The following is a 12190-nucleotide window of genomic DNA, read 5'->3' as shown; positions in this document are numbered from 1 at the left end:
GTCGTCTGTGCGATATGCGCAGAAGTGCCTGCAGGAGACCGACCATGTACGTAGCCACACTGTTGACCAACCCGAATACGCCAAAGCTTGACGAGGCCGTGGTCGAGACGCTCTGCAATGCCTGGGGAGGTTCTGAACCGGTCTGGCTGAGCGAGAACGAGGCGGCCGAATTCAGGTTTCCCGAACAGACCGACAATCAAGAGGCGGTTTGGGCCGAGCTGCAGTTGTTGGAGGTCGACTTGATCGTGCAGCCGTTTGGCAAGCGTCGTAAACTGATGCTGCTGGCCGATATGGACAGCACCATGATCCGGCAGGAATGTATAGACGAACTGGCCGATGAAGCCGGCGTCGGTGACCGAGTAAAAGAGATCACCGCGCGGGCCATGAATGGCGAGCTGGATTTCGAGGGCGCACTGATTGAACGGGTCGGCCTGCTGAAGGGGTTGGACGAGGCAGTGATCGAAAAGGTGCTGGAGGAACGCATCACGCTGATGCCGGGCGGGGCGGAGCTGGTTGCTACCATGCGTATGAACGGCGGCTATGCGGCCTTGGTCTCAGGCGGGTTCACGGCATTCACCGCCAAAGTGGCCGAGCAGCTGGGTTTTGACGAAAACCGAGCCAACACGCTGCTGGCAGAGAACGGCAAGCTGACCGGCGATGTACAGCGCCCGATTTTGGGCAAACAGGCCAAGGTGGATGCGTTGGAACAGATCACCAAACGGCTGGGCCTTTCCGAGGCCGATGTGCTGGCCGTCGGTGATGGTGCCAACGATCTGGGCATGTTGGGTCGGGCAGGAACCGGGGTGGCGCTGCATGCCAAGCCTTCGGTCTCGCAGCAATGCGACATCCGGGTCAATTACGGGGATCTGACGGCGTTGCTGTTTCTGCAGGGGTATTCCCGAGCGGCCTTTGCGGACGTTTGACCGCAAGGGTCTTCCATTTATTTAACATAAATGTTAAACGGTGGTCATGAACACACTCCTGACCGCATTTTCGGCCTTGTCCGATGCCACGCGATTCTCGATCGTCGAGCAGTTGATGCAGGATGGCGAGTTGCCCGCCGGTGACCTGATCGAAGGGCGTGGCATGTCCGGCGCCGCGATTTCGCGCCATCTGAAGGTTCTGCGCGAGGCCGGCCTCGTGCAGCAACGGGTGCAAGGCAGCCAGCGGATGTATTCCATCCAGTCCGAGGGGCTGCGGGCGATTGCCGAATGGACCATCTCTAAACGGCAATTCTGGGAATCCAGCCTCGACCGTTTGAACGAATTGATTGAAAGGGAGAATTCATGGCCGACCTGAGACTGGAACGAGAGTTCCCCACCACCCCGGAAAACCTGTTTGCCTGGATCAGCGATGGCGCAAAGCTGTTGCAATGGTGGGGGCCGGAAGGGATGCATGTGCCCGAGCATGATCTGGACTTCTCGCGCCTTGGGCCGTGGTATTCGGTCATGCAGAATGCCGAGGGTCAGCAATACAAGGTCTCGGGGCAGGTTACTCATGTCGATCCGCCCAACTCGGTGGGGTTCACATGGGGCTGGCATGACGATCAGGATCAGCGCGGTGCCGAAAGCCATGTGACGCTGACGGTCGAACCGTCTGGTGATGGCGCACGCTTGATTCTCGATCACCGTGAATTGGGTGACGATGAAATCGCGGCCAACCATAACCAAGGCTGGACCTCGTCGCTACGCAAGCTGGAAGCACAATTCTAAGAATTTCATCAGGGAGGAAGAGAAATGCCTCAATTCTTGTTTGTCTATCACGGCGGTCACACCCCAACCGATCCTGCCGAAATCGAAGCCACCATGGCCGCCTGGGGCGCCTGGTTCCAGAACATGGGCGACGCGCTGGACATCCCTGGCAATCCGGTGGGCCAGTCCTATACGGTCAGTTCCGGTGGCGTTGTCGACAATGGCGGCGCCAACCCGGCGTCGGGCTTTACCGTCATTAAGGCCGACAGCATCGATGCCGCGACCGAGATGGCCAAGGGCTGCCCCATGGTGGTGAGCGGAACAGGCTCGGTCGAAGTGGCCGAGGTGCATCCGATCGAGATGTGACCTTTAGCCTGGGAACCCCGGCGCAGGGCGGATTACGCCGCATTCCAGCCCACGACGGCTGTATTGGATGGCGTTCATGAAATTACGGGTGGCCGGGTGTTCGGCCTCAAGCACTCCCAAATGCACCAGAATGGCCGCGATGGCGCATTCGCTGGCGCGGGTGGTGCCATCGGTGATCTTCAGCGCCACGCCCATGCGCTTTTCCGGGATGACGGCAACGAAAACGGCCTCGGCTCCGGTCTTGATCGCGGCGCGGCCCTCCATGGCGCGCATCAGCTCGGTGCAGGCCCGGTTTTCACCAGCCACCAGTTCCGGGTGCTTGATCATCGCAGCGGTCAGTTGCCCTGCCGCATCGCTGGCCCGGTCCGACCGGTCAGCGGCCGATGCAAACCACGCCATCGACCGAGCCAGCCCCAACAGCGAAGTAGCAAAGTTCGGCGCTGAACAGCCATCGATACCATAGGCCGGGCTGGTCTCTCCGGTGGTTTCCTCAAGAGCTGACAGGCAGGCTTGCTGCACGGGGTGATCGATTTCCAGATACTCCGGCCCTGCGCCCATATGCTGTGTCACGGTCAGGAATCCACAATGCTTGCCCGAGCAGTTGTTGTGAATCTGGCAGGGGGTGTCATCGGCCAGAATCAGCCCGTCGCGCGCGGCCATGTCCTGCGGTTCCTGAGGGCCGCAGCGCAGATCATGTTCCGTCAGGCCCAGATGGTCCAGCCAGGCGGTCACGCGGTCGGTATGGATATGCGCGCCGTTATGCGAGGCGCAGGCCAGTGCCAGATGCTCGCTGTTCAGCCCGTATTTCGCGGCTGCTCCGGACGTGATCAGCGGCAGCCCCTGAATCATCTTGGCCGAGGACCGGGGATAGATCGTCACATCCGGATCGCCCCAGCTTTGCACGATCTGGTCGCTGTCATCGCAGATCACCGCGTGACCCAGATGCAGGCTTTCCAGCAAAGGGCCGCGCCACAGTTCTGTCATTGCTACGGGCTGCGTCATCGGGCCCCTCCTCAAATATGCGCAAAATTCTGCCAATCGCCCTTTCGCCTGTGGCGAAACCTGCGTTAGTGTGTGTATGTCGACAATCATCGGAATACGCAACTTACAGACGAACCGGCAAGGTGCGCAGGCGTTTCCGATGGGTATGAGGTTTAGGTCGAGCTAGGAGGCTGGACAGATGGGATCGAAACTCGTCCGCGTGATTGCGGGCCTGTGCGTGGCAGGCATGGCCACGACTGCAATCGCTCAACAGGCGTCCAGCACCAATCGCGTGGCTGCCAAGACGGATTGGAGCGTGTTTGTCGAAGAAGATCCCACGGAATGTTGGAGCGTCGCGACACCTGACGAAACCGTCAACACACGCGGTGGGCGCGTGGTATCGGTGCGGCGCAGCGACATCCTGCTATTTGTGGTTTTCCGGCCCAGTGAAAACGTTGCCGGTCAGGTTTCCTTTACCGGCGGATACCCGTTTGCGCCTGGTTCTTCGGTCAATGTCCGGATCGAAGATCAGGAGTTTGAGTTCATCACTGACGGCGAATGGGCCTGGCCTGCGACGCAAGGTCAGGAACCTAAGGTGATCGAGGCCATGAAAAAAGGCACCGAGGCGGTAGTGACGGCCCGGTCCGAACGCGGGACGCAGACCAAGGACACATTCTCGCTGCTGGGGTTCACCGCGGCACTTGAGGATGCCCAGAAACGCTGCGCGAATTGATTGCGATTCGCAGCCAATCGAAACCCCGTCATTCGGCGGGGTTTTTCTTTGGGCAAACACGTCCGCTTGACGCCACGTCTGCGTGAAAAGTTGATCCGTATCAAAGTGAGCGACCGACGTCTCTGAACTAATCAGTTCAGAGACAAGGAAGGAGCCTGCCTATGCTGAACAAAACTATTGTCGTCTTCATGATGACCGCCGCCATGTTCCTGAGCGCCTGTGAAAAAGAGGCCGACACCTACCCGGTATCGGGTGAGCAGTGCGGCCCGGAAGATCCGGTGAAAACGCTGGATGCTGCGGATTGCGATATCCTGCCCGCGGGCATCTGAGGGGTTTCGTCTAATCCGGAAAATCTGAATTTGGCCGCACCGGCTTGGTCGGTGCGGCCGATCTTTATTTGGGGCCTTCGCCGATGACGTGGTATCGTGGTCCCGACAAAGCTTTAATCGGGAACGGAAAATGCGCCACGTCTTGCTTTCATTTCTTTTGTCATCCGCGGCTCTGGCGGACCCTGCGTTGGAGTGTTCGGAGGCGGGATCGCAAGTCGAAATCGGTTCTTGCGTCGGTGCGATGGAGGACCGGGTCGATCTGGCGCTGGAGGAAAGCTACGGCTTTGCCATGCAGGCCGCAAAAGAACTGGACGAGGTCACGGGACGTGAGGTGGCTCAGCCTGCGCTAAAGGCCGCGCAGTTGGCTTGGGAAGGTTACCGGGATGCGCAATGCGAGGCCGTCGGCGCCTCGTACGGCGGCGGGTCCGGAACCGGCATCGCGATCACGTCGTGTCGCGTCGGTTTGGGGCGTGCGCGTGTGGATGAATTGTTGCGCTTTGCCAATTGATCGATACGATTCCTTTTGATCTTTGCGCATGTTCCTATATAGAGGCGCATCCCAAGCCAGAATCCGTTGAGATAGCCACATGTCGCCCAATGCGCCGATCACTCAAGACGTCATGACCATCCCCCGCAAATTGCCGGAGGGGAAGGTAAACCTTGTCGGCCTGACCCGCGATCAGTTGCGCGCGGTTCTGATCGAACACGGCACGCCGGAAAAGCAGGCCAAGATGCGCACAGGTCAGATCTGGCAGTGGATTTACCAGTGGGGAGTGCGCGACTTTGCCGAGATGACTAACCTTGCCAAAGCTTATCGCGCGCAGCTGGCCGAAGACTTCGTCATCGAAATCCCCGAGGTTGTGACCCGCCAGGTCTCCGAGGATGGTACCCGCAAATACCTGTGCCGCATCGCTGGCGGGCATGAGGTCGAGGTGGTTTACATCCCCGAAGAAGATCGCGGCACGCTGTGTATCTCATCCCAAGTGGGATGCACGCTGACCTGCTCCTTCTGCCATACCGGTACGCAGAAACTGGTGCGCAACCTGACCGCTGCAGAAATTGTCGGTCAGGTGATGATGGCGCGCGACGATCTTGAGGAATGGCCGGTTCCCGGCGCGCCCAAGGACGAAACCCGCCTGCTGTCGAATATCGTTCTGATGGGCATGGGTGAACCGCTCTATAATTTCGAAAACGTCCGCGATGCGATGAAAATCGCGATGGACCCCGAGGGAATTTCGCTGTCGCGCCGCCGCATTACCCTGTCGACTTCGGGCGTGGTGCCTGAGATTGCGCGAACTGCCGAGGAAATTGGCTGTCTGCTGGCGATTTCCTTCCACGCCACCACGGATGAAACCCGCGATGTGCTGGTGCCGATCAACAAGCGTTGGAATATCGAAGAACTGCTGGATGCGTTGGCCAGCTATCCCAAAGCCTCGAATTCCGAGCGGATCACCTTTGAGTACGTGATGCTGGATGGCGTCAATGACAGCGACGAGGATGCGCATCGCCTGATCGACCACATCAAGCGCCACAATATTCCGGCCAAGATCAACCTGATCCCATTCAACGAATGGCCGGGCGCGCCGTACAAGCGCAGCTCGAACAACCGTATCCGGGCCTTTGCAAACATCATCTATCAGGCGGGCTATGCCTCGCCGATCCGTAAAACCCGCGGCGAGGATATCATGGCGGCCTGTGGTCAGCTGAAATCGGCCACCGAGCGCGCCCGCAAATCGCGCAAGCAGATCGAGGCCGAAGCCGGGCTGCAAAACTGACCGGTACCATTGTCTCGCGATGGGCGACAATAAATTAATGTTTGTCCCGCTGTTTTTTGAATGCACAATTTGATATATTTAAGCAGTCAAGGCGGGATGGGCGCATTTCACTCTTGCGCACAAAGCGGTGAAAGCCGCTGTCCGGTCGTGGCGTGTTTGTTCACGGCCGCTATCTTTTTTCAGGCATGACGAGCGGCGTTCAGGCGAACCTTTTGAAACAGGTGGGCCATCCCTATGTTATTACGATTAAAACGAATGTATTCGATCTCTCTTGCAGCGTTGGTGATTTCGGGCGTTTTTGCCACCCATGCCGCTGCACAGTCTACCGGCGAGAATGCGCATATTGCCATCGAAAACCCGGCGGATTTGACCAAAGACGAGGCGTTGCAGGTCTACCAGTCGCTGCAACGACGTATGGCGCGCGGGTACCGTGCCGCCCAATTGGACCAGTTGCTGAACTACCAGAACTGGCCGCTGTTCAATGATGCGCCCTATATTTCGGCCACACATGGCCAGCGTTTCGTGAACACCTATGCCAATCGCATGGCACATAATTACGGCACCTTGCAGGAGGGTGAAAAACTGCCCAAGGGCTCGGTGCTGGCCAAGGACAGCGTGACTGTCACGGATGAGGGCAACATCCATCCCGGCGCCCTGTTCGTGATGGAGAAACTGGCCGAGGGTGCCAGTCCCGAAACGGCAGACTGGCGCTATATCATGGTATTGCCGGACGGGTCTTTGTTCGGTGACACGATGGGATTCCGCGCCTCAGCGGTCGGTTATTGCCATGACTGTCACGAAGCGGTCGCGGATCGGGACTACACGTTCTTTGTTCCCGAAGAATACGCCGTCGGGAACTGATCGTCAGACGGCCTCGTCGGGCAGTTTCAGCGCCGTGGCTTCGCGGCGGCTGAGTTGTTCACCCTGTTTTCGTTTCGACAGGACCTCTCGGGCCAGCGCGTATTTCTCATCCTGCCAGAAGATCAGACAGCCGTTGCAGCCTTTGCCGCAACAGCCTTCGGTACCGATCCGGTTGGTCTTGAACCGGCGTTGGTTGCCATCCTCGCCGATCTTTTCCACCAGTTCGTCGCGGCGGCGGGCATAGGCGTTGGGGTTGTCACGGCCCGAGGTTTCCAGCCCTTGCACCAGCTTGTCAAAGCGGATGCGGCTCCAGTGTTCGTCGGTCAGTGCGCGTTCCTTGCGCAGCACGGAGTAGACAGGGAACCGGGCACGCAAGTCGTCGATGTCTTCGTGATCGAACAGGCAGAAGGGCAGGCGGATGACGGTTTTCGTGCTGCCATGCATCACGTCCAGCCGCGCGCCATCATGGGCGCGTTCGAAATCATAGACCCGCAGCAGAACCGTGTCGCGCGAGATGGGTGAGACGAAATCCAGCACGTCGCCTGGTTCCAGCTTGTTCTTCACCTCGACCAGAAACGCGTCCTCGGTGACCTCGGTGACGATCCCGGCATATTCCCATTGTGCGATCGAGGCCGTGTGTTCGTAATCATGCGCATAATTGGTCAGGCGCCCTTGGTGGAAGGCCAGCGTATAGCCACGGTTCCCGACGGTTTCGAGTTCGCGCATGTAAGGTTTCGGGTCCCAGCTCTCGGGGTCGGCGTGATAGTCATCAATGGCCATACGATAGGCCCGCGCGACGATAGCGGCGTAATACTCGGACTTGCCGCGCCCTTCGACCTTGAGGCTGTCGACGCCGATCTTCAGGTATTCATCCAGCTTGGGCATGATGCACAGATCGCGGGAGTTCAGGATATACGAGCCGCGATCATCCTCTTCGATGGGCATCAGATCACCGGGGCGGCAACCTTCTTCCAGCAGGAATTCGAACAGGTCGGCATTTTCCTCGGTAATTCGGATTTCTTCACGCGTGCCATCCTTGAGGCGCAGCTTCAGGCCATAGTTCCAGCGGCAGGAATTGGCACAGTTGCCCTGATTAGCACCACGCTCGGCCATGAAATTCGACAGCAGACAGCGGCCCGAATAAGTCATGCACATGGCGCCGTGAACAAAGGCCTCAAGCTTGATGTCACGGCATTTCTCGCGGATTTCGACCAGTTCAGGGTAGGAAACCTCGCGGGCCAGAACCACCAGTTCGGCCCCCTGATCCTGCCAGAACTTCACCGACAGCCAGGAACAGATATTGGCTTGGGTCGAGATATGCAGTGGCAATTCGGGCGCGCGTTCGCGCACATATTGGAATACACCGGGATCGGCGATGATCAAACCGTCGGGCTTTACCTTGCGGACCGTGTCGATATATTCGTCCAGCTTCGGGATGTCCTTGTTGTGCGAAAACAGGTTCAGCGTCAGGTAAGCGCGCCGACCATGCTGGTGACAGAACTCGACCCCTTCGATCACCTCTTCCAGCGAAAACTCGGATTTTGTGCGCAGCGACATGTCGGGCGTACCAAGATACACCGCATCCGCCCCGTAGAGGATGGCGAGTTTCAGCTTGCGCAGATTACCCGCGGGCATCAGCAATTCGGATCTGGACTGGGTCATGGACATACCGGGGTTTGGATCAAGGGGGCCTTTTACGGCAAACACCCCGAGTCCAAAAGCCCGTTATCTGCGACGGAACCGCGCTGTGCCGATAACCTCGATCAGTTGTTGCCGGACGGGGTCGGGCTGCGCCTGGACGGCGTTCAGCACCTCGCGAAGTTCGGCGCGCAACCCGTGCATCTGGTCGATCAGAGAAATCATCATCGACAGCGCGTCCGGCTCCATCTCGTACTGATCGTGAAGTTCACAGGCCAGTTCCAGACGGGCGACATCGAGGCTGTGATAGACCAGACCCTCATCCGTTTGTTCAGGGATCACGATCTCGGCGGCTAGATACTCGGTCAGCCGGGCCGAGGTCAGGCGGGTGACTGTTGCGATCAGTTCCTTTTCTGTCAGGCTCATGACGGCATTCCTTTGCGCGGATCATAGCGGTGGCTTTCGCGCCACGTCTCCATGAAGTGCTTCAAATCGTCGTCGATTTGGTCGGGCATCGAAACAGTCAGTTCGATCAGTTGATCGCCCCGTTCGGTTGAGCCGCGTTTCTTGACCCCTTTGCCACGTAGGCGCAATGTCTTGCCGCTGCTGGTACCCGCCGGGACGCTGACATTCACGCCACCGTCGATGGTGGGGGCGGGGACCTTGCCGCCCAGAATGGCCTCGTCAATCGTGATCGGCAGAATGATGTGGATGTCGTCGCCCTGACGGTCGAAGACCGGGTGTTTTGCAACCGAGACCGTGACCAGGGCGTCACCCGGAGGACCCTCACCAAAGCCGGGATCACCCTTTCCGCGCAGACGGATGGTCTGGCCGTCCGTGATGCCAGCGGGTATCTTCACCTCGATCCGGTCGCCGTCGGGCAGGGTCAGTTTCTGGCTGGCGCCGAATACGGCATCCAGAAAGCTGATCTGCAGGCTGTAGGCGCGATTGTGCCCCGGCGCGTGGAATTCATGGGTGCGCTGACCGTATCCGCCGCGGCCCCGCATGAACTCGGCAAAGATGTCCGACATGTCGTCCGGGTCTGCGGCGCGCCCGCGATAGGGGTTTCCGGCGGCCTCGGCGTAGTCGCGGTAATACTGCTGCTGCGGGCGTTCCTGACCCGAGGCGTCTATCTCGCCATTGTCGTATTGCTCGCGCTTTTCGGGGTCTTTAAGCAGATCATAAGCTGCAGCGGCGGCCTTGAACTTGGCTTCGGCCTCGGCGTCACCGGGTTTCAGGTCGGGGTGGCATTCCTTGGCGATGCGCCGATAGGCCTTTTTGATCTCGGCATCGCTGGCGTCTTTGGCGACACCAAGGACGGAATAGGGATCGTCGCTCATCTCACCTCTCGCAGGTCGGGCGGAACAGGATGGGTTTTATCATGCGTTTTCAACGGCCCAAAAGGAAGGGACTTTTGAAACCGCTCGCAAATTCCCGCAGGTCTGTTAACATATGCATGTTTCGAATTGTTTTTTGACGGAGATCCCCATGACGCGCAGAATCAAGTCCATTCTGGCTCTGCTGGCCGGGAATGCCATCGGGTTGCTGCTGGCGGCGGTTCTATTGTCAGAATTTGCGATCCGGCCGATCTCGTTCATCGTGGTGGTGATCGTCTTTACGCTGGTTCAGGTGATTGCCGAGCCACTGATCCTGAAGCTGGGGGAAAAGAAAGCACCCGCTTTGAAAGGCGGGATCGCGTTGATCGTGACATTCGTAGGTTTGCTGGTGACCGATCTGGTGACCAACGGGCTGACGATTGGAGGGATTTCGAACCTGCTGGCCGCAACACTGCTGGTATGGTTGGGCGCGCTGATCGGCAGTATAGTACTGCCGATCTATGTGTTCACGGAACTGCGCGAGCCCAAGAAGTAGCTACAGCGCGTTCAGGCTGGTCTCGATCGCCTGCCACAGCTCTTCCACTGGTTCACATCCGACAGACAGGCGGATGAAGGCGGGGTCGACATTGTCACCCCACCGCGCGCGGCGCTCGGCCGAACTGTGTACGCCACCGAAGGATGTTGCCGGGCGCAGCATCGGGCAGGCGTTGATGAAGGCTTCGGCCTTTTCTTCGGTCTCGAGAGTGATCGACATCAGGAACCCGAACCGCGTGGTTTGGGTTTTGGCCAGCGCGTGTGAGGGATCATCTGGCAGGCCGGGATAGCGGATTTGCTGAATCGCCGGGTGATCGGCCAATCGTTCGGCCAGCACCTGCGCCGAGGAACACATGCGGTCGAAGCGCACGTCCAGCGTTTCCAATCCGCGATGCAGCAGCCATGCCTCATGCGGGCCCGGGATCGCGCCGGAAACCCGCCGCCATTCCTCAACCCGCTCCATGATCTGCGCATTGCGGCTGGCTACATGCCCCATCAGCAGGTCGGAATGCCCGCCCATGGCCTTGGTGTCTGATGCCACCACCACGTCGATGCCCATATCCAGCGGGCGCTGGCCCAAGGGGGTCAGGGTCGTATTGTCGGCAATTGTGATCCCGCCGGCGTCACGAACGGCCGAGGCGATGGCAGGCAGGTCTATCATGTCCAACCCGGGGTTCGAGGGGCTCTCGACAAAGACCACATCGAACCCGTCTAACCCGCCTTCGGTGAAGGTGGTTGTCGGGCGTTCTGTAACCGAAACACCCAGACCGGACAAAAACCGGTCGGCCAATACCCGCGTGACGTAGTACCCATCCGAGGGAATCAGCAGGCGCGACCCCGCTTTCAGTGTTGCGAACAAGGCCGCCGAGATCGCCCCCATGCCGGACGGGAATGTCAGACAAGGTGCGTCCTCAAGGTGGGCCAGCACATGTTCCAGATGTTGCCATGTGGGGTTGTCGACGCGCCCGTACGTGGGCAGACCGGCCGTTGCGCCCGGCAGGTGGTACATACTGCTTTGGGTCAGCGGCAGGGTCAGCGGCTCACCCGCGTTCAGCGTGTTGCCGCGCAGGTGCAGCATTTCTCCGGTCTTCGGGGCCATGGCTCAGCGCCCCGGGATTTCGTCACGAGGCGGGGCGGGTTCCCAGTTCTCGATGATGTCGACTGCCTCTTGCGCGGTGTCGACAAAGCGGAACAGGTCGAGGTCTTCGTCCGAGATCGTGCCCGCATCAGCCAGAGCCTCCCAGTTGATAACCTTTTCCCAGAATTCGCGACCAAACAGCAGGAAAGGCACGCGCTCCATCCGGCCGGTTTGGATCAGGGTGAGGGATTCGAACAGCTCATCCATTGTACCAAACCCGCCGGGGAAGATGGTGATGGCGCGGGCGCGCATCAGGAAATGCATCTTGCGGATTGCGAAATAATGGAAGTTGAAGCTGAGATCGGGCGTAACATAAAGGTTCGGCGCTTGTTCATGCGGCAGCACGATGTTCAAGCCGATGGAACAGCCACCCGCATCCTGCGCACCCCGGTTCCCGGCCTCCATCACACCGGGGCCGCCGCCGGTGACGATGACGTTTTCACGGCAACCGGTTTCATTAGATTTCTCGGTCATCAGCCGCGCAAACTCACGCGCCTCGTCATAGTATTGCGACAGGTTGGCCAATGTCTCGGTTCGGGCGGTGTGTTTCTGCGACGGCTCGGGGATGCGCGCACCGCCGAACATGACGATGGTCGAGGTGATCTCGCGCTCGGTCATAATCATCTCGGGTTTCAGCAGTTCCAGCTGCAGGCGCACCGGGCGCAGCTCATCCCGACACAGGAAATCGTCATCCGCAAAGGCAAGGCGATAGGCGGGTGAGCGTGTCTGCGGCGTGTCCGGAACTTCACTCGCGGTCGAGCGGTCGGTCTGCGCGTCGCGGAAGGGGCTCAGGCGGTCTTCTCTCAT

At 59.3% G+C, this 12190-nt stretch carries 16 protein-coding genes; 10 read left to right on the top strand and 6 right to left on the bottom strand.

What is annotated here, in order from left to right:
- Window positions 1-44 precede the first annotated feature (44 nt).
- Genes serB through ACR1XY_RS14145 form a run of 4 tightly spaced genes read left to right on the top strand, consistent with a single transcriptional unit; the run spans window position 45 to window position 2057 of the window.
- Complete coding sequence (gene serB / locus ACR1XY_RS14160) at window positions 45-923, top strand: phosphoserine phosphatase SerB (RefSeq protein WP_480594202.1); 879 nt, start codon at window positions 45-47, stop codon at window positions 921-923.
- A 46-nt stretch (window positions 924-969) separates the two neighbouring features.
- On the top strand, window positions 970-1299 hold the full coding sequence (locus ACR1XY_RS14155; protein WP_480594199.1) for an ArsR/SmtB family transcription factor: 330 nt from the start codon (window positions 970-972) through the stop codon (window positions 1297-1299).
- On the top strand, window positions 1287-1712 hold the full coding sequence (locus tag ACR1XY_RS14150; protein WP_480594196.1) for an SRPBCC family protein: 426 nt from the start codon (window positions 1287-1289) through the stop codon (window positions 1710-1712). Before ACR1XY_RS14155 ends, ACR1XY_RS14150 begins: the two co-directional genes overlap by 13 nt.
- Before the next feature lie 24 nt (window positions 1713-1736).
- Window positions 1737-2057: a YciI family protein gene (locus ACR1XY_RS14145; RefSeq protein ID WP_170383832.1), complete on the top strand. Its 321-nt coding sequence runs from the start codon at window positions 1737-1739 to the stop codon at window positions 2055-2057.
- A 3-nt stretch (window positions 2058-2060) separates the two neighbouring features.
- On the opposite strand, the gene ACR1XY_RS14140 is transcribed toward ACR1XY_RS14145, so the two are convergent.
- Complete coding sequence (locus ACR1XY_RS14140) at window positions 2061-3059, bottom strand: asparaginase (protein WP_480594193.1); 999 nt, start codon at window positions 3057-3059, stop codon at window positions 2061-2063.
- A gap of 178 nt (window positions 3060-3237) precedes the next feature.
- Here ACR1XY_RS14140 and ACR1XY_RS14135 point away from each other — a divergent pair, with 178 nt between their 5' ends.
- The 5 genes from ACR1XY_RS14135 (at window position 3238) to ACR1XY_RS14115 (ending at window position 6736) form a co-directional block, all read left to right on the top strand.
- Window positions 3238-3771 (top strand): invasion associated locus B family protein, encoded by a 534-nt coding sequence (locus tag ACR1XY_RS14135; RefSeq protein ID WP_480594191.1) that lies wholly within the window; start codon window positions 3238-3240, stop codon window positions 3769-3771.
- 161 nt (window positions 3772-3932) lie between these two features.
- Window positions 3933-4100 (top strand): hypothetical protein, encoded by a 168-nt coding sequence (locus ACR1XY_RS14130; RefSeq protein WP_480594186.1) that lies wholly within the window; start codon window positions 3933-3935, stop codon window positions 4098-4100.
- Between the two features lie 130 nt (window positions 4101-4230).
- Window positions 4231-4608: a lysozyme inhibitor LprI family protein gene (locus tag ACR1XY_RS14125; RefSeq protein ID WP_480594179.1), complete on the top strand. Its 378-nt coding sequence runs from the start codon at window positions 4231-4233 to the stop codon at window positions 4606-4608.
- Window positions 4609-4687: 79 nt separating this feature from the next.
- Complete coding sequence (rlmN, locus tag ACR1XY_RS14120) at window positions 4688-5875, top strand: dual-specificity RNA methyltransferase RlmN (RefSeq protein ID WP_480594176.1); 1188 nt, start codon at window positions 4688-4690, stop codon at window positions 5873-5875.
- A 255-nt stretch (window positions 5876-6130) separates the two neighbouring features.
- Window positions 6131-6736 (top strand): cytochrome P460 family protein, encoded by a 606-nt coding sequence (locus ACR1XY_RS14115; RefSeq protein WP_480594173.1) that lies wholly within the window; start codon window positions 6131-6133, stop codon window positions 6734-6736.
- A gap of 3 nt (window positions 6737-6739) precedes the next feature.
- Here ACR1XY_RS14115 and ACR1XY_RS14110 read toward each other — a convergent pair whose 3' ends face one another.
- From ACR1XY_RS14110 to ACR1XY_RS14100, 3 genes are all read right to left on the bottom strand, one after another.
- On the bottom strand, window positions 6740-8398 hold the full coding sequence (locus ACR1XY_RS14110) for a U32 family peptidase (RefSeq protein ID WP_480594171.1): 1659 nt from the start codon (window positions 8396-8398) through the stop codon (window positions 6740-6742).
- A gap of 63 nt (window positions 8399-8461) precedes the next feature.
- The gene (locus tag ACR1XY_RS14105) at window positions 8462-8800 is read right to left on the bottom strand and encodes a chaperone modulator CbpM (RefSeq protein ID WP_480594168.1); all 339 of its coding nucleotides are present in this window, start codon (window positions 8798-8800) and stop codon (window positions 8462-8464) included.
- Complete coding sequence (locus ACR1XY_RS14100; protein WP_480594165.1) at window positions 8797-9714, bottom strand: DnaJ C-terminal domain-containing protein; 918 nt, start codon at window positions 9712-9714, stop codon at window positions 8797-8799. Before ACR1XY_RS14100 ends, ACR1XY_RS14105 begins: the two co-directional genes overlap by 4 nt.
- Window positions 9715-9862: 148 nt before the next feature.
- On the opposite strand from ACR1XY_RS14100, the gene ACR1XY_RS14095 reads away from it, so the two are divergent.
- Window positions 9863-10246 (top strand): hypothetical protein, encoded by a 384-nt coding sequence (locus tag ACR1XY_RS14095; RefSeq protein ID WP_480594161.1) that lies wholly within the window; start codon window positions 9863-9865, stop codon window positions 10244-10246.
- Here ACR1XY_RS14095 and ACR1XY_RS14090 read toward each other — a convergent pair whose 3' ends face one another.
- Both ACR1XY_RS14090 and ACR1XY_RS14085 read right to left on the bottom strand, forming a co-directional pair.
- The gene (locus ACR1XY_RS14090) at window positions 10247-11344 is read right to left on the bottom strand and encodes a cystathionine gamma-lyase (protein WP_480594158.1); all 1098 of its coding nucleotides are present in this window, start codon (window positions 11342-11344) and stop codon (window positions 10247-10249) included.
- A 3-nt stretch (window positions 11345-11347) separates the two neighbouring features.
- On the bottom strand, window positions 11348-12190 hold the full coding sequence (locus ACR1XY_RS14085; RefSeq protein ID WP_480594155.1) for an LOG family protein: 843 nt from the start codon (window positions 12188-12190) through the stop codon (window positions 11348-11350).

It is taken from the genome of Ruegeria sp. AD11(2025) (genome assembly GCF_056542405.1).
This window is presented reverse-complemented; position numbering and strand designations above follow the sequence as displayed.